A 16580-nucleotide genomic window follows, 5' to 3' on the forward strand; every position below is an offset into this window, starting at 1 on the left:
GTACCCGAGCCCAATGAGCAGCGCGACCGCCGCGCCGACGATCGGGCCGACGATCCCGCCCACGGTCCATTCTCCGTGGATGCCGAGGGCGCAGATCGCGATCGCCGTCGAGACGATGATCGCGATCGTGCCCCACCAGCTCCCGACCACGTGCAGATAGAGGAAGAACAGCGGGAAGACGAGGTACGCAGCGTCGGGGGTGAGCCACAGCAACACGACCCACTCGATCGTGAGAGCCGTGAGCCACACAACGCCCGCCGCACGCAGTCGGCTCGTTGCCCTTGCGGCGACTCCGCCCGCCCCGTAGGTGCCCAACAGCACGAGGGCGAGAGAGATGACAGCGATCTCGGAATCGGTCGGCGCCACAACGGCGCGCACGATCACGAGCGCCGTGAGCGCCACGAACAGCCCGTGCAGTCCCGTGCGCAGACCCACAAAAACGGGGGTGAGCGCAGTGTGCTGCATGGTCCGAATCCTACGCGGGCCACCGCCGCGCACATCGTCCGAAAGAACGATTCCCGGACCCCTCGTTCGGTCGGGAATGGCCGTCCGGACGGCCGATGATCGAAAGGAGTCGAATGGCGAGAGTGGAGGTATCACCGCATCAGCGGCAGAAAGGACCTCACATGTTCGTCGCGCTCCGCGACCTGCGTTTCGCCCGCGGCCGATTCATCCTGATCGGCTCCGTGGTTGCCCTCATCACCATTCTCGTCGGGTTCCTCAGCGGACTCACCGGCGGGCTCGCCACCCAGAACATCTCCGCCGTGCTGGAGATGCCCGGCGACCGCATCGTCTTCTCCGCGCCCACTGTCGGCGACTCGGTCAGCTTCGCCGACTCGGCCGTCACCGAGCAGCAGGCCACCGACTGGGAATCCACAGACGGCGTCACCGACGTGCAGCCGATCGGGATCACGCAGACTCGCGCGGAGGCCGGCGACAGGCGGATCGCCATCGCTGTCTTCGGCGTCGAATCGGGCTACGCAACTGACGCTCCCACCGAGAACGGCCGCCTGGGGTTGTCTGCCCCCGCGGCGAAAGACCTGGACGTGGAGGTAGGTGACGACGTCACGATCGCCGGCGTCACCTACACGGTCGAGAGCATCGGCGGTGACGACTGGTACAGCCACACACCCGTCGTCACCATGAGCCTGCACGACTGGCAGGCCTACTCGGCGGCGACGGGCAACCCCGACGCATACGCCACCGTGCTGGCCATCAGCGGAAGTCCCGACTGGGCCGCTGCGGACACCGCGAACCAGACGGTCTCGCAGACAAACCTCGGCTCGCTGACCGCCCTGAGCGCCTTCAGGTCCGAGATCGGATCGTTGCTGCTGATGGTCGCCATGCTGTTCGGCATCTCGGGCCTCGTAATCGGCGCGTTCTTCACCGTCTGGACCATCCAGCGCAAGGGCGACATCGCCGTACTGAAGGCCCTCGGCGCCAGCACTACCTCGCTGGTGCGCGACGCGCTCGGGCAGGCCCTCGTCGTACTCGTCCTCGGAATCGGTATCGGTGTCGGTGTCGTAGCGCTCTTCGGTGCGCTCGCGGGAACAGTTCTGCCTTTCCTGCTCAGCCCGATCACGACGGTGTTGCCCGGCGCGATCATGATCGCCCTGGGGCTCGCCGGAGCCGCCTTCGCCCTGCGCTCCGTCACCTCTGCCGACCCCCTCACCGCACTCGGGAGCAACCGATGATCCGCCTGAACGACATCACCCTGACCTTCCCCGACGGCGAAACCCGCGTCACTGCCGTCGACCATGTCACGCTCACCGCGCACCCCGGCACCGTCACCGGCATCACCGGGCCCAGCGGTTCGGGCAAGTCGAGCCTGCTCGCCGTCGCGGCGACATTGATCCGACCCGATTCGGGCCAGGTGCTCATCGACAACGTCGATGCCACAGGCCTCGATGGCGGCGAGGCGACGGAGCTGCGGCGCGACAAGATCGGCATCGTCTTTCAGCAGCCGAACCTGATCCCCTCGCTCACCGCGCGCGAGCAGCTCACCGTGATGAACGAGCTGGGCGCGCCACACAGTCGTCGTCGCCGTCGGGTTGTGGCAGAGCGCGCCGACGAGCTTCTGGATGCGGTGGGCCTCACCGCTCACACCGGCAAGCGCCCGCACCAACTCTCCGGCGGGCAGCGCCAGCGTGTGAACATCGCGCGGGCGCTGATGAACAAGCCCAGCGTTCTGCTGGTCGACGAGCCCACGAGCGCCCTGGATCAAGACCGCGGCGCCGCCATCATCGAGCTCATTTTGCGACTCACGGCAGAGCGGAACACCTCCACGCTGCTCGTCACCCACGACCTCGTGCACCTGCCCCAAATGCACGGCGTGGTCACCATCATCGACGGTCGGATCGTCGACGGACCGCCGCACGCCACGAAAGACGGCGGCGTTGCACTCGGCGCTGTGGTGTCATGACCGCCGCAGACGTCGCCGCACCGGCACCCACCCGTCGCGACTGGCTCGCACTCACCGTGCTGTCAATCGGCCTAGGCCGTGTGTCAAGTCTGATTTGATCCAGATCAGCGTGGCGGCGAGAGCGATCGCGGCGCGGTAGCAGCGGGCGGTCTTGTCCGACCTCATCGCGATGCCCCGCCATTGCTTGAGGCGGTTGAAGCATCGTTCGACGATGTTCCTGTCGCGGTAGCGGACCTTCTGCTCAGCTGACAGCATCGGGAACGATCCAGCAGTAGATGCCGACTGCTGCGGCTACGAACCCGGCGATCAGGACGATCACTGCTCGTCCGTGTGAGGTCATCGCGTGGGCTCCGTTCATGGTGGCGCCGGCCCACACCCGGACCGGCGCCACACAGTTCTTTCCTGGGCAGTAGCCCCAGCCATGGTGCGCCGTGTGATGCCGGCGCGAGACCGCCTTACTGCGTAAGCATGGGCCACGTCGTGCTGCTCATGAACGGGGATTGACATAGGTGGGGGGCGCCCACGCGGGTAGGCTGCAGCGTTGCCGAGGCTAGCGACTCGGCAACACGATCGTCGCTACAGGCGGGCAGGGGGTTTGTGCTGGACAGGGTCAGGTCGATCTCTGTGACCGTCGCGCTACTCGGGGGGCTGACCCTTGGCCTGTTCTTCACCTGGTACGGGATCTTCGGCCCCGATGGCCCTCAAGACGTGCAGTGGAACTGGGGCGTCATCTTTCCCGGGGCGGTGTTGACCGGGATATGCGCAGTGCTCCTCGTGCTTCTTCCGCGGCACCGGTAGCTTGTGCGGCGCCGTCGGGGCGCATCGTAGTGACCAGGGTCGCGTCGACGCTAGGGCTGCGGGGTCGCCCGCCGTGCTGCTCAGAATCCGGGCATGGACGCCCGGTACTTTCTCCAGGTGGGCCGCTCGACGGGGAGATGAGTCGGGTGTTGCCCGCGAATACGTCCTGACCGGGCGCCGCGTCCTCAGTGCCGGCTGCAACGGAGGGTTGTCTGTCGCGAAGTGGGCGGATATCGAGTTCGCCGCTCTCCTCATCGAGAAGAGCACGGCGCGTACCGCGTTCGAGTCACTGTTGGCCGAGCGCAGCCTGCCGGTGGATGCTGCGATCGACGCACTTCCCCTCGACATGGAGATGCGGCACGCGTTGTCGAAGTTCCGGTGGGCTGCTGCTCGGTACGAGCAGTGGTTGCGCCGGTGACGACTCGCCTGGTGGTGCTATTGAGACAGTTCCCCGTCGAGTCGGTCCAGCAGAAGCTCGAGCGCGATTTCGAACTCTTCCTTGCTGCGATCCTCGCTCAGCAGTGAGCGGAGGCGCCGGACCTCGGGTACGTCGTCGAGCGTCGCGCGGCCGTCCTGGTTCGGGATAGATGCGCCGCCTTCGTCGAGCGGGACGTCGTCGGGGCCGAACTGTGCTCCGCGGATGGTTGTTTCTAGGAGCAGCTGGCCGAGGAGGAAGCTGGTGAAGGCGCGGTACGCGCTGACGGCCTGGGCGTCCGTGAACCCTTGAGCGATGAGCGCACGAAGGAACGTATTGACGACTTCCACGCTGCGAAGCGGTGGACGAAGCCACGGGGCGGCGGGATGGCGGGTCGCGATCAGCGGGAATGCCTTGGGGTGTTCCACGGCGATGTCCCGGATCGTGTGCGCGAGCTTCTGAAGGAATGCCTGCCAGTGCTGGTCGAGCTCGTCGTCCATCGTGGCGGCGAGGTCTGCCAGGAGCGAGGCGACGACGCCTTCGAGGAGGTCTTCTTTTCCGTGTACGTGTCGGTACAGCGACATCGCTTCAACGCCTAGTCGTTGGCCGAGGCTGCGCATCGACAATCCCTGCGGCCCGGACTGATCAACCAGCTCCAGGGCCGCGTCGATGATCACCTCGCGGGTGAGTTTGTTGGACGTGGTGTCGGACTGCTTGGTCATGTGAAGCCTCCACCTCGATCCTCCCCCGTATTCCTGGGTTCATGGTCACATTCGGGTACGCCAATACGCATGCTTACACCGTAAGCTAGTGCCAGCCCCGCGCCGTCTCGACGCCCAGAACGAAACGATGCAAAGCCCTTCCGCACCATTTCGAAACCCTTTTGCCCTTCCAGGAAGACGCCACGATGAACGGCACCTCTCTGAACGATCACGCCCGGAACCCTGCGACGCTGTCGACGGCGTCGGCAGCACCTGCTCCGGATCCCGCTCGTGATGGTTCCGGACTGGCGAGCACATCCGGAACGTCGTTTCACAGCCACGCCACACTGCAAGGGTGGCTCGCGGAATTCTCACTCCCCGCGGCGACGGCGACCTCATCAAGGTGGTCTTGCAGGACAGCTCCCGCGCGCTCACCGCGGAACTCGACACCGCGGCGGAACTCTGTGCATACCTGGAGCAGCGGTCGTCCTCCCACACGGAACCCCTGCCCCTCCCCTGAATAGTTCTCGCCGGTCGTTTCGACCCACGCCGGCGTCGGAAAGGAGTAGCAGCCGTGGGACGGTTGACCATCGGTACGGACGTCATCAAACTCGATGACCGCGTTCTCGCACACCTTGAAGCCGTGATCGTGACCAAGCTCCGCCGTCACGAGCCCTTCGTGTTCACGTGGCCGATCGACGTGAGCCTGGGCAGCGGTCGCGTCGCCAAGTGGGTGAGCGCGTCGACCAGCTGGGACATCCGGTTCGACAACCGACAGTCCGAGCCGCTGAACCAGGCGTGGCTGAAGCAGCTGATGTCGACAGCAAACTCGCCCGGAGGACTGAAACTGGTCCCCGAGCCCTCACAAGACCAAAATCCCGTCGACCGCTGACAGCGAGTTGTCGATGTCGGTCGAACAGTGACCGAGACCCCTCCTCCGCCGCACGACGACACCGACTCCGGACCGCCACATTCAAGGAGCATGCGCATGGCCTTCCACAGCAAAGAGACCCTCGAGAGCTGGGTTGCCGACTTCGTCGAAGCCCGGACCGCTGGCGACGAGATCCGGGTCGCGGTGCAAGATGGCTCCGACGGCGAGGACACGGGGTTGGTGCTCATCCCGCTGGAGAATGCGCCCAACGCGGTGTGGATCGAACCTCGCGACTCGGGCGACGAGCTCAGCTGGCACGTGTTCATCGAGCCATCCAACGACACCATCGAGCTGACCAGCTTCGAGCTCAACGCGCTGACGCACGAACTCCAGATCGCTGCCGAGCTGTGCGCCTTTCTGCAGGAGCGATCGCTGGGGCACTACGAACCGGCAGCGGAGGCGACAGCAACAGCGGCCGACTGACGTCGACCGCTGAGCCTCGTCCTCACCACTCGGCGCGTCCGCCTGGCGCCGGCTTAGATGTAGCCAAGGCCGAGATCAGGGTCGACGTCATACCTGATGTCGAAAGCAAGCGAAGAGTCCGAGTCGAGTCGCACAGGCTCTGCGCTGACGACCACACGCGACGCGGCCGTGATCGAGACGTGAATCAGACGGTCACCCAACAGGGCCAGTTCGACGACGTCTCCGCCGGAGAGCACGGCGGCACGGACACGACCCAGCAACCGGTGCACCGTCTCCCCCTGTGCGAGCTCGAATCGGTCATCGTTGATCGTGATGACCGTGCGGATGATCGAGTGCGGCTCGCTCATCGCGGCATCGTACGAACCCGATTCCGAAGCATCAGGCGCCTTGACAGGGCGAGGAAGCAGCGACAGGAACCCACTCACAGCCCGGTCTCCGCCTCCCCGGAATCCGCGCCAGTGGTGAAGTCCCTGGAAATGTAAAGGCCGCCCGGCTGGCTCGCTTCAAGGACCATGCGCTCTACGCTCTCTCTGTTTACCGGCGGTCGCTGCTTGGCTCTGAATTTGAAGACGAGCGTGCTGGCTGCGTTCACCCAGATGCTGGTCTTCCCATCGCCCAGGGAAGCGTCGTTTCGCCACGTCAGCATGAATGCCTCTCCGCGCCGCAGCTTCACCCCCACCACGGCCTGCAGGTGAGCAAGCACATCATCGGTGAAGATGACGCGCGCTGACGCGTGGTACTGGAAGCGACCCACGACCCAGAGCCTACTCACCGGGCATGGAAGGTGGTTCCGCCGCCCAAGTCATCGGCGGAACCACCCGAGCTGCTGCAGCCCACCAACGACGGTAGGGCCCAGCCCCGCCGACGCTGTGGGCCTTGCCGCAGGCACAGCTGTCAAGTAGGCGGCGACCGCCCCGATGCGGATCTCCGATCTTGCGCATGGCTTCGGCGCACGACCTGAGCGGCAACCTGAGAACTGGAATTGGTACTCTCACGCTTAGTTGTTCGTCTGTAAGAAAAGGACCGCCGTTTCGATGCCGTACCGTAGCCGCGCTCTCCTCGAAACCTGGCTCACTGAGTTCACCGCTGACCACGCGCTTGGCGGTCTCGCCAGGGTCATCCCCCAAGACGGCACCCTCGGAGGAGACACGGGACTCATCGTCTTCCCCCTCGGTGGCGGCACCACCAGCGTCTACATCGAGCCGGTCGCCGTCGGCGACCGCAGATGGCGCATACACTTCGAACCCCGCGAACAAGAAGCCGTCATGAGCAGCGCGCAGGTCGACACCATGGCAGCCGAACTCGAGATGTCCGCAGCACTATGCGACTTCATCGAAACGAAATCAGCGGCACACCTCGCCGGCGTGCACTCCAACTAATCAGCTTGGTGGGGTGCTCGGCGATATAAGGCTGATTATCGGCGTTGCGCTCAGTGCACGTCCAAGCTGCGCCATAGTGCTCCGACGCACCAGCACTCCTGCTTCTGCGGGCTGCGCGCCGAGGCGCCGCCCGCAGAAGGCCCACGTTCCGCGGGGCCCCACCGCTCGCTCAGCCCGGGGAGTAGCGATCGGTCACTCACGAAGTCAGTCTCACATCGGGAAACCAATTCTCGGGAGGCATCGTGTAGGGCAGTGGCTCACCGGGTTCGCACGAGTCCTTCGACTTCGCGAAGGGTCCGTCGGGGCTGAGCAGCAGATGCATGTGGTGGTCTGCGTGGTCACGCCACCAGACGCTCGCGCCGGTCGCCGGGTCTAGCCGCAGGTGCTCCCAGGACCGCCACAGACTTTCGAGGCGGGCGACCGCCTCCGGGTAGCGCCACCAGTCCGCCGCCCACCGGTAGCGGGCGTTTCCGGGACCGACAGGGCGCGTGTACATGTGGCGCAGGTACTCCCGCACGAAATCGTCGACGGAGCCGTAGACCAGCTCAGGTGTCGGCTCGTCGACGTCGTCGTCGCGGAAGTCATCGAGCAGGTCACTCATCGCGCGGCTCGCTTTCTTCGATCACGGCAGCTCGAGCAGGGGCGACTGTGGCGGGCGTGCTGTGCGAGGGATCGTGCGCGGCGATCGACGCGCGCAACGCGGCCGCGTGCGGTCCGTTCATCCACGGGATCGTCTCGACGAGGGTTGCGGGGGCGCCGGAGGCGAACACCACCGCGCGGCCGCGCGGCAGTGCGCCGAGATCCGCGACGTCGAGGGTGCGTTCGCGTTGCACCCCATGGGAGGTAGACCGGGTGCCGCGGCCGACACTCGTGGAGGTCGTGCGGCGGTCGTAGTCACCGATCATCTGCGAGAGCTCGTTCAGGAACTCCGGTTCCTTCACGCCGCCGCCGTAGACGGCGACGTTCGAGGCGCTCCACAGCTTGCGCATCCCGTCGCGCCCCCACACCTGCACGCCCTGAGACCAGGACTGCAGAATCGTCATCAGGACGATTCCCCGGGATCCGTAGTGGCTGTAAAGGTCGGGGAGGTCGTGCCAGCGGCACACGTTGGCAGCCTCGTCGAGAACACCGAGCATCGGCACCTGCAGGCGCCCGCCCGGTTGCATGGTTGCGTACTCCTCGGCCGCTTCGACGGTTGCGGCCGTCAGTGCGGTTACCAGCGGGCCGGCGGTGCCGCGGCCCTCCTTGGAGAGGCTGTAGAGGGTGTCGTTGGAGCGCACGAACGCGTGCGGGTCGAACTGCGGCCGCGAATCGAGACCGCCCTGGGGGGTCACCCATTGCGCGATCGCGCGCACCTTGAGGCACGACGCCATTTGGGCGGCGGTGCCGTAGACACTGTCGCGACGGCGGGACTCGCCGTTGACCTGCCCGGAGACGGCATCCGCCATTTGCTCGTACCCGTGTCGGCGGAGGATCCGGACCGGCTCATCATCGCCGGGCGTGGTTGTCCAGGTGAAGGCGGTCGTGATCGGCATGCCCTCGAGCGCTGCGGCGAGCAGGAAGCCGGCCAGGAGATCCTGACCGGCGTTGTCGAAGTACGCATCCCCGCGGCTGTCGCCCGAGCGTGAGCCCGAGGCGAAGTGCGCTGCCAGTTTCGCGGCCTTCACGTCGTCGGTCACGTAGCTGAGCGGGTTCCACCACCAGGTGGGAGCCTCGAGGGCGATGCTCTGCGGGTCGAAGGCCCACACCTGCCCCTTGGTGGCACGGAGCTCGCGAGTGGCGTCCAGGACATCGCGCTTGTTCGACGTCGTCAGCACAGCACCGGGAGCGTCCGCGATCGCGGGGATGACGTATGCGGTGGACTTACCGATTCGTGGGCCGGCGATCAGCGTGATCATGTCCTCGGGTGTGGCGTAGATGCGTTGCCTGCCGGCGACGGTGATGCCGATGAGGACACCGACCCAGTCGCGGACGCCGAGACGCTGCGCGGTCTGGCGGGCGCCTGAGGCGGAGAGGGAGTGCAGCTGCCGGCCCTTGCCCATGTGCGTCGCGGCGGCGTCGACAGACGACCGGCGCCCCCGTGCTCGAGCAGCCGCGACAGCGACGAGGGCGCCGAGAGCGAGAACGGCGCCGCCGAGCACCGTCACGATCCAGGTGGCGGATGCCGGCCAGACGACCTTGCCTCGGAGCACGCCGAAGAACACCTCGAAGGGGTCCGAGGTCTGGCCCTCGTTGACGCCGTCGAGCTGTGAGCCGAGCGCGACGGCGCCCCACACGACTCCGAGCACCAGAAAGACGGTCACCACCGCGATCAGGAGTGCGATCGTCGACCCGTCGACGCCCTGGCCGCGCTTGTTGGTCGCGCTCACGCGGCGCCCTCTTCCAGGTCATCGGGGACCTCTTGCGCCGCGTGGGCGGCGTCGTCGAGGCCGATCATCGGGTTCGACTCGTCCGGTTCGGGGAACGCGGCCGTCGCGTGCCAGAGCTTGTTGGTGTCGTTGATCGAGCGCTCTGCCTCGACGAGCTCTACCTTGATCGGGATGCCGGGGTGACCGCCGACCTTGATGAGGAACTTCCCCCGTCCGGGAGGTTCCGATCCGGGGCCGGACTCCCATGTGCCGGGGTCCTGCCAGGACGTCAGAAGCTCTTGCTCCGCGTGAGACAGCGGTACCGCTGTCGTCAGCTGCGGCATCTCAGCCACCGGGAGCCCACCGCACACGACCATCCCGGAGCGCTCGACGAAGCCGCGAGCCTTCATCCGGTCGTCCTCACTAGGCAGGGCCAGAAGATCACTCATGGTGTGCGAAATCATTGCGAGACCCACGCCGCGCTGACGGTTCAGGCGGGTGAGCGCGTCGACACGGTCGACCATGCCTCGCCCGGCCCGCAGGGCACGCCACAGCTCGTCGAGGATGACGAAGTAGTGCCGGCGCGGCTCGAGCCCAGCATCCGCGAGAGCGTTCGCGACGTTCACTGTGCCGAACCCCGCCGACCAGCAGGCGAGCAGGATCGCCGCCTGCATATCGGTGTCCGAATCGTCGATCGACGAGACGTCGTAGACGACAGGACGGTCACGCAGCATCGGAACGTCGGTGGCGTGGGCGAAGGTCTCACCGAGGCGACCGCCCGAGGTGAGACTGATCAGGGATGCCTCGAGGTTCTCGGTGATCGCCTTGTAGCGGCCGAGGTCACCACGATCGAGGGCGACGTCACGGACCTCCTGCGGTGCCTCCTGGATGACTCGCAGCAGATCGCCCAGAACAGGGACACCGTCGTGGTGCTCGTCGAGCACGCGGAGAGCGCGGTCGATGATCGACTCTTCACGGTCGGTGGGCGGTTCCTTGCGGAGAATCGTCAGCAGCGCCGACACCATCGTGTGCCGGCGGCCGTGAGCGTCCGCGAGGACCTGCGCGCGCTCCTTCTCCTTGCCCGCTTCGCGGAGCCGTTCGGCAGCCTCGAATGCCTCGCCCGGGTCGAGGATGTTCAGGTGCCCGCGACCGCGGCCGAGGGTGATGACCTGCCCGCCTAGAGCGCGGATCATGTCGACGTAGTCCGGCTTCAAGTCGCCGAGCACCAGGGGCAGCGTCCCCAGGCCCGCGAGACCGGCCGCGGTGCGGCGCGTGTACGTCGACTTGCCGAGACCCGGCAGCCCGAGGACGAACATCGACGGGTTGTTGATGAGATCCGCGTCCTGGAACCAGGAAATGGGATCCGCGCACACCGTCGCGCCCGTGAACAGTTGCAATCCCATCGGGACACCGATCATCGGTGTGCCGCTGCCGACCGAGAACGGGTGCAGGCCACACACCTGAATGGTCGTCCCGCGCCACTCGTCGACGGGGGCGACGACGTTCACCTCACCGCGGCCACGTCCCAGCCACCCACGGGGGCCGGGACGCTTGATCGCGGGTTTCTTGTCCTTCTCCGTGCGCGCGTTCTTCGCGGTCGGAGTGAGCTCTTGCGGCTTGCGCTTCTGAGGCCGGCGGCGGCGCTGGTCATCGAGTGCGGGCATTACAGCTGCTCCCTAACCTCGTTGGGTACCTGCAGGTGCTTCGGCAGGACGAGACCGAGGGGCAGCGCCGCCGCGAAAGCGGAGTCCTGCGAGCCGTGCACCAGGCGCAGACGGAGGCGCGCGGTAGCGGAGAGGTTGTCGATCGCCGCCCTCGCGTCCGCCTCTTGGGAGGCGTCGAGCACGGTCGCCGTGACGAGCATCCCGAACTGGACGAGGCCCGCGCCTGCGGCCTCCTCAGCCGCCGTCGCCACAGCGGCACGCGCACTGGTCAGATTCCGAGCCGTGGGCTTGTCGGAGCTGGAGAGGTTGAACGCGGACGCGCGGACGTCCGCTTCGACGATTGCCGCAGCCCTGGCCGGGTCGATCGGCCGATACAGCAGAGTCACCCGCTTCCGTGCGATATCGCGGTGCGGGGCGAGCAGGCGGGACAGGATGCTCGAGGGCACGTTGCCGCGCGGGGCGCCGCTCATCATCCAGGTCACAGACAGCGCGGAGTCGTGACGGTAGGTGTCCCACCCCGCCTGATGCGCCGTAGGGCCAACCTCAGGCCAGTAGAGCTCGGGCGGTTCGCCGGCCGCGTTCGCCTCGTCGATGAGACGTGCCGCCGCGGGGTCGTAGGCCACGCGGATCACTTCGCACAGTTGCTGAGCCGTGAGAGGGCGGGACGTGCCCGCGCCGGTCGCTGTCAGCCCCTGCGTGAGGCCAGGCAGGCGGGATGCGAGTTCGCGCCCCATATCCTCAGGGCTTCGCTTGCGCCCACCTACGCGAGAAGCCGCGTTGAAGGTGAGCGCCACATAGGCGCGAATCGTCGCGGAACCCGCGGGGTACTGATCCACCAGGTTCTCGAGCAGCTGCTTCGCGAACCCAGGCGCGTCGTCGTCGATGCGGCTGGCAACCTCGCGTCGTAGCCGCGTGCCGGAGTCCGGGGCCGTCTCAATGGTCACCGAGACGGCTTCGATGCCGGGCTCGTTCCCGAGACCGGCAAGCCACATGCCCCACTCGGCAACCCACGCGTCGATCTGCTCACGGTCGACGAGCGCGGCGCCGTCAGGCTCCGTGCCGATGACGACCGTGTAGTGCGACGTCGACGGGATTTGAACGAGGGCGAACGGCCGGTTGTAAGAGTCGCGCCATTCAGTGAGGCGCGATCCGGCCGCGAGGCCCGGCAGCTGCACGGTTCCCCATTCGGCTCGACCAAGGGGGCCTGAGCGGTAGAGGTGTGCGCCCTTCGACTTCGTGAACATCCATCCCACCCTTGTTGCGGCCCGCGACAGCAGGCTCCGTCCGTGCTTGTCCTTCGCCGCCACCGTCAGCAGGAACAGCCCGAAGATCAGTCCTGTGATGACGCCGTTGCCGATGTTGGAGACCATCGTCACGACCACGGCGAAACCGGCGCCCGTGAAGAGGATCCCCGTGCCGAGCGCGCTCAGCCCGAGGAGCCCCGCGGTGGTCGGCTTCGTCCAGTTGCCGTAGCTACGCGGCGCGTTGGATGCTGTCTCGCTCGTCATGGTCATGTCCGATCGCCTCGCTTACTGCGCCCCTGAGGGGCCATTGGTCGAATCGTCGGCGGCGGATTGCGCAGCCCGCTTGGTTGCTGTTGCCGCACCCTTCGCTGCCTTCACACCGGCCTCGGCCACGAGGACCGCAGCGCCAGCAGGGCCGGCGCCCGCAGCGCCACCGCCACCAGCAGCGGCACCGCCACCCGCGGCGGCGCCGCCCCCGCCTGACGCGGCGCCTGCGGCGGCTTTCCCACCGGTCGGCGCGGCACCACTGGCAGCGCTGTTCGATCCGGCCGTTGGTGTCGCTCGAGGTCCGGCGCCGTTCCCCGAACCGGTGGGGGCAGATCCCGGACCGTTCGAGGGGGAACCTCCGCCGCCACCAGAGGACGAGTTAGACGAGCTGGACAGACGACGAATCGCGCCGGTGGCAATATCGCCGCCGATCGCGCCAGCGGCGCCTGCCAGTGCCATACCGGCGCCCCCGCCGCCCGCGACGGCGCTGGTCATGGGAGCGACGAAACGCAGCAGTGCCGGCAGAGCGACGAGCGCCATGAGCATCAAGGCCATGCCGGTCAGAATCGACCAAAGTCCTCCACCGTCGTCTAGGAAGGCGTCAGTTCCGACGAGTTGGAACGCCGCGGCATAGATGAGCGCCGCGGCGGGCTTGTAGAGAACGAAAGCGATCGTCCAGCCGATAACGCGACCGAACCACTGACGGCCCATCTGAGTGACGGTGAAGCTTGTAGCCAAAGGGAGTATCCCGGCGAGGATGACTAGCAGCCCACCGCGAACCACCATGAGCGCTACCTGCACGAACACCATCAACATCGCGATCGCTGCGAGAACGAGGACGCCGATGATGCCGATGGGTGAAGAGGCGGTGAGCGCGAGCATTGCCGCGACGTTGGTCCCGAAACACTGTGATGCCCCGCCGGCAGAGACGTCGCAATCTGTGGCGTTGTTCAGCACCCAGACCGAGAAGGCGTCGGCGGCCGTTACCGCCAGAGTCAAGAATGCGAGGCCCCCACCCGAGACGGCTAAAAGCGTAAGCAGCGATTGGACCACGTCTTTACCCGGCTTGGCTCGTTGCTCCCATGCCATGCGGATGCCGCCGATGATGACCGAGAGGACGGCAAGCCCCCCGACGTAAAACCAGAGCGAGTTCTGCAGGAACCCGACCGCCGACGACGAGCCGTCCGGCGCGGAAGAGCTCAGGAGGCCGCCCACGAGCGCAGAAGCCCCCGAAATGAGCATCACGGCGAAGAAGATGACTCCCAGAGCTCCGACACTGCGAATGCCCTCACCGCGACGGAGGCGCACCGTGACGAGCGCACCGAGCGCGATGAGGGAGAGGACGGCAACCGTCAGACCGATGTACGTGACGTAGTTGAGGATCGTGCCGAACGCTTCGCTCCCCGGCGGCGTGCCGCCCCCGGTCGTCGAGCCGTCGCCGGCCGTCAGCACCGGAGTGGGAACCTGCACCCACATGCTGCCCATGCTCGCAACCGCGGCACCGAAACCTTCGAGAGTGCGATTCATGAGTTCCTGAATCGCGTCGTTCGACGCCTTCGACACGACGTCGCCTACGGCGTTGCCGCCCTTGCAGACGAGATCCCACCATTCGCATTCGGCCGGAGCAGCCATGGGTCAGGCTCCCGACCAGGGGATGTATCCACCGAGGTTCTGCAGACCCGCAGGGGTGAGAGGAAGATCGCCCGAGGCGGTCATTTCGACCTTCCAATCGCCTTCCGTCCACTGCAGCTTGAGCGGCACGCTGACAAGCGAGCCGTCCGAGTAGTTCAAGGCCAGGTCGATAGTGGCGCTGTCGGCGCTGTAGGCCGCCACCTTGAAGCCAGCGACCTGAGCGCGAAGGCTGGACGAGCTGCCTGCCGAGTCCTGAGCCTCAAGCGCGTCGCGACCCGGTCCGGGTGCGACAAGGTCGATGAGACGCGGACCGAGGTTGGCGTCCGTCCCCGTAGCGACGAAGTTGACGGCCGCGAACAGTGCCCCTTCCGCTGTGCGGGCGAAGCACGAGCGGAGGCCGTCGTCAACGGCACCAGGGCCGACCTCGGCTTCTGTCGGGGCGGCCATCGTGCCCACGAGCTCCCACGTGTTCGTGGGCGCCGCGGTCAGAGAGCTCGAATCCTCGACCGCGGTGAGGCCGCAGACGCTGGGGTCGTCGTCCGCCACCGGCGTTGTCGACTCTGTGGGCGTAGAGGTGGGCGTGGGCGGTGCCGCGTCGTCATTGCCGTTCAACAGGCCGGTGATGAGAGCGACCACCGCTATCACCGCGATCAGACCCACCACGGCAGCCGCGACTATGAAGCCGCGGCTGCGGAACGGGCTAGGAGTGTCCGTGCTCACTTGAGTCTCCCCCGAGGGTGGTTATGCGCCGGAGATGAAGCCGACGAGCGCGGTTGCGGCGCCGATGATCATGACGCCGATCAGGATCGATACGAACGTCTTGATGTGCTCGCCGCCTTCACCGCGGCGGGAGTTGAACATGAAGAGGACGGCCACGAAGATCAGCGCGAGAACCGCGGCGATCAGACCCACCCACTTTGCCCACCCGAGGATCGTGCCTACGGCCTCGAATCCAGGAGGCGCAACGGGTTCCGGGTCCGGGAGTGCGAGCGCGTAGTAGACGACGTCGTGTCCGAGCTGCGAGAGCGACATGGTGGTCCTTTCAGTTGTGAGCAGGGCTGCTCGGGTTCAAATGCAGTTCCGCGAACAGCTCGCGGAATGCCTTGGGTAGAGGGGTCGAAGGGCCCGCAGGGCCGAGCCGCCAGGCGTCGACCCACGGCAGCGTCCATACGCGGGGCAGGCCACCGCCGACGACCTGCTGCAGGTCGCGCAGAGGCTTGGGGAGCCGGCCGGGGGCATCCGCGATGAGCACCAGGCCGGCAAGAGTCACCGATTTGCCCAGTGCGCCGGATGCCCATTCGGTCGCGGCACGCTGCGCGGCCGTCAGGCCTTGGTAGTTGGAGCGGGCGACGAGGACGACGTTCGTTGCGATGTTGGGCGGGTCTGCGATCGGCCACCCGTGTTGAGCAGCCCGAGTGTCCTGCGCGAGCGCGGCCAGAGTCGACTCGCCGGCTCCACCGTGGACGCCGAGCCACCACACCTTCGCGGGCCATGCCTGAGACCAACGCGGCAGCCTGTCCGCCGTGTCAGGAACGGGGACGCCGGCCTGCGGTGCGGCGGGGCCGGTCCTTGCCGTGCGGCGCGTGGGAGTTGCGGGAGTTTCCGGCTCGGGATCAGCGGCCCGATCGGGCCCCGTGATCCACCGGTTCTCGTTCGTCATGCTCGCTCCGCTCTCGTCAGGGCTTCATCTATCCTCTTGTCGAACTCCGTCCCGCATGGCGCACTGTCCACACTGGCGGCGAATATTCAATGACGTAATCCTACCCAGAAGATCGTAGAACCGTCGATAAACATTTGTTACAGCCTGCGCAAACGGTACGCTGGGCGCGTGACTGTCACCCCTCGGAGCACGCAGCGGGCGCTTGGCGCCGCACTGTCTCTTGTCGCTGCGCTGGCCGTGACCGGTTGCGTAAGCAACCCTCCACAGCCGGAGCCGACGCAGTCGACGGCTCCCACCCCCACGAGCACCAATCCCGTCAATCCCACCCCACCGAGTGACACGGGCGCTACCGTCGCGCCCGTCCCAGAGGCTGAGAGCGACAGCCAGGCCGCCGCAGTCGACGCGGCCACGGCCGCTCTGACCGCCTACGCACAACCCGAACTCCCCTACCAGGAGTGGATCAACGGTCTGTACCCGTACCTCACCCAGACCGGCGCAGCCGCATATGAGGACACCGACCCCTCTCGCATTCCCGTCCGGAAAGTCACAGGACCGGGCATCATCCTCCCCGCCTCCACGGAGGTCGCGCTGATCGTCCAGCTGCCAACCGACGCGGGCAACTACAACGTGAGCCTCAGCCGCCCGAACGCCGAATCGGCGTGGCTGGCAGACCGGATCCGACCAGCAGACGGCTGA

Annotated in this window: 19 protein-coding genes and 2 pseudogenes; 8 read left to right on the forward strand and 13 right to left on the reverse strand. The window is 66.7% G+C overall.

The window, feature by feature from the left end; all coding sequences use genetic code 11:
- Positions 1 to 465: pseudogene (locus ACPEH0_RS13910) on the reverse strand (sensor histidine kinase); the annotation flags it as partial.
- A 161-nt stretch (positions 466 to 626) separates the two neighbouring features.
- Here ACPEH0_RS13910 and ACPEH0_RS13915 point away from each other — a divergent pair.
- Positions 627 to 1694 (forward strand): ABC transporter permease, encoded by a 1068-nt coding sequence (locus ACPEH0_RS13915; protein WP_366214660.1) that lies wholly within the window; start codon positions 627 to 629, stop codon positions 1692 to 1694.
- A complete protein-coding gene (locus tag ACPEH0_RS13920; protein WP_366214659.1) occupies positions 1691 to 2422 on the forward strand; it encodes an ABC transporter ATP-binding protein in 732 nt (243 codons plus the stop codon). Before ACPEH0_RS13915 ends, ACPEH0_RS13920 begins: the two co-directional genes overlap by 4 nt.
- Positions 2423 to 2473: 51 nt before the next feature.
- Here ACPEH0_RS13920 and ACPEH0_RS13925 read toward each other — a convergent pair.
- Positions 2474 to 2650 (reverse strand): annotated as a pseudogene (locus ACPEH0_RS13925) (transposase); the annotation flags it as partial.
- A 778-nt stretch (positions 2651 to 3428) separates the two neighbouring features.
- Here ACPEH0_RS13925 and ACPEH0_RS13930 point away from each other — a divergent pair.
- Positions 3429 to 3638 carry a hypothetical protein gene (locus ACPEH0_RS13930; RefSeq protein ID WP_253035143.1) on the forward strand — a complete coding sequence of 70 codons (210 nt, stop codon included), beginning with the start codon at positions 3429 to 3431 and terminating at the stop codon, positions 3636 to 3638.
- A gap of 17 nt (positions 3639 to 3655) precedes the next feature.
- Here ACPEH0_RS13930 and ACPEH0_RS13935 read toward each other — a convergent pair whose 3' ends face one another.
- Positions 3656 to 4357 carry a TetR/AcrR family transcriptional regulator C-terminal domain-containing protein gene (locus ACPEH0_RS13935; RefSeq protein ID WP_311286362.1) on the reverse strand — a complete coding sequence of 234 codons (702 nt, stop codon included), beginning with the start codon at positions 4355 to 4357 and terminating at the stop codon, positions 3656 to 3658.
- Between the two features lie 334 nt (positions 4358 to 4691).
- Between ACPEH0_RS13935 and ACPEH0_RS13940 the strand changes: the two genes are divergently transcribed.
- From ACPEH0_RS13940 to ACPEH0_RS13950, 3 genes are all read left to right on the forward strand, one after another.
- A complete protein-coding gene (locus ACPEH0_RS13940; RefSeq protein ID WP_366214658.1) occupies positions 4692 to 4856 on the forward strand; it encodes a hypothetical protein in 165 nt (54 codons plus the stop codon).
- 54 nt (positions 4857 to 4910) lie between these two features.
- Positions 4911 to 5228, forward strand: a complete 318-nt coding sequence (locus ACPEH0_RS13945) for a hypothetical protein (RefSeq protein ID WP_366214657.1) — start codon at positions 4911 to 4913, stop codon at positions 5226 to 5228.
- A 96-nt stretch (positions 5229 to 5324) separates the two neighbouring features.
- Positions 5325 to 5690 carry a hypothetical protein gene (locus ACPEH0_RS13950; RefSeq protein WP_253035147.1) on the forward strand — a complete coding sequence of 122 codons (366 nt, stop codon included), beginning with the start codon at positions 5325 to 5327 and terminating at the stop codon, positions 5688 to 5690.
- A 53-nt stretch (positions 5691 to 5743) separates the two neighbouring features.
- On the opposite strand, the gene ACPEH0_RS13955 is transcribed toward ACPEH0_RS13950, so the two are convergent.
- Both ACPEH0_RS13955 and ACPEH0_RS13960 read right to left on the reverse strand, forming a co-directional pair.
- A complete protein-coding gene (locus ACPEH0_RS13955; RefSeq protein ID WP_366214656.1) occupies positions 5744 to 6115 on the reverse strand; it encodes a hypothetical protein in 372 nt (123 codons plus the stop codon).
- Entirely contained in the window at positions 6112 to 6444 is a 333-nt protein-coding gene (locus ACPEH0_RS13960; protein WP_366214655.1) for an ATP-dependent DNA ligase, read from the reverse strand. The genes ACPEH0_RS13955 and ACPEH0_RS13960 overlap by 4 nt, the downstream gene beginning before the upstream one ends.
- Before the next feature lie 280 nt (positions 6445 to 6724).
- Here ACPEH0_RS13960 and ACPEH0_RS13965 point away from each other — a divergent pair, with 280 nt between their 5' ends.
- Entirely contained in the window at positions 6725 to 7069 is a 345-nt protein-coding gene (locus ACPEH0_RS13965; protein ID WP_366214654.1) for a hypothetical protein, read from the forward strand.
- Between the two features lie 196 nt (positions 7070 to 7265).
- On the opposite strand, the gene ACPEH0_RS13970 is transcribed toward ACPEH0_RS13965, so the two are convergent.
- From ACPEH0_RS13970 to ACPEH0_RS14005, 8 genes are read right to left on the reverse strand one after another with little or no spacing between them, the layout of a single operon-like run.
- Entirely contained in the window at positions 7266 to 7670 is a 405-nt protein-coding gene (locus tag ACPEH0_RS13970; RefSeq protein ID WP_253035151.1) for a DUF4913 domain-containing protein, read from the reverse strand.
- Positions 7663 to 9438, reverse strand: a complete 1776-nt coding sequence (locus tag ACPEH0_RS13975) for a type IV secretory system conjugative DNA transfer family protein (protein ID WP_366214653.1) — start codon at positions 9436 to 9438, stop codon at positions 7663 to 7665. Before ACPEH0_RS13975 ends, ACPEH0_RS13970 begins: the two co-directional genes overlap by 8 nt.
- On the reverse strand, positions 9435 to 11081 hold the full coding sequence (locus ACPEH0_RS13980) for an ATP/GTP-binding protein (protein WP_366214652.1): 1647 nt from the start codon (positions 11079 to 11081) through the stop codon (positions 9435 to 9437). The genes ACPEH0_RS13975 and ACPEH0_RS13980 overlap by 4 nt, the downstream gene beginning before the upstream one ends.
- Entirely contained in the window at positions 11081 to 12595 is a 1515-nt protein-coding gene (locus ACPEH0_RS13985; protein WP_423719490.1) for an SCO6880 family protein, read from the reverse strand. Before ACPEH0_RS13985 ends, ACPEH0_RS13980 begins: the two co-directional genes overlap by 1 nt.
- A 15-nt stretch (positions 12596 to 12610) precedes the next feature.
- Positions 12611 to 14224, reverse strand: a complete 1614-nt coding sequence (locus ACPEH0_RS13990) for a hypothetical protein (protein WP_366214651.1) — start codon at positions 14222 to 14224, stop codon at positions 12611 to 12613.
- A 3-nt stretch (positions 14225 to 14227) separates the two neighbouring features.
- A complete protein-coding gene (locus ACPEH0_RS13995; RefSeq protein WP_366214650.1) occupies positions 14228 to 14944 on the reverse strand; it encodes a hypothetical protein in 717 nt (238 codons plus the stop codon).
- Between the two features lie 21 nt (positions 14945 to 14965).
- Entirely contained in the window at positions 14966 to 15256 is a 291-nt protein-coding gene (locus tag ACPEH0_RS14000) for a hypothetical protein (protein ID WP_359921075.1), read from the reverse strand.
- 10 nt (positions 15257 to 15266) lie between these two features.
- On the reverse strand, positions 15267 to 15884 hold the full coding sequence (locus ACPEH0_RS14005; protein ID WP_366214649.1) for a DUF6668 family protein: 618 nt from the start codon (positions 15882 to 15884) through the stop codon (positions 15267 to 15269).
- A gap of 168 nt (positions 15885 to 16052) precedes the next feature.
- On the opposite strand from ACPEH0_RS14005, the gene ACPEH0_RS14010 reads away from it, so the two are divergent.
- The gene (locus ACPEH0_RS14010) at positions 16053 to 16580 is read left to right on the forward strand and encodes a hypothetical protein (protein WP_366214648.1); all 528 of its coding nucleotides are present in this window, start codon (positions 16053 to 16055) and stop codon (positions 16578 to 16580) included.

Origin of the sequence: Microbacterium sp. NPDC079356 (assembly GCF_049545465.1) — a bacterium.
GTDB lineage: Bacteria > Actinomycetota > Actinomycetes > Actinomycetales > Microbacteriaceae > Microbacterium > Microbacterium gawkjiense.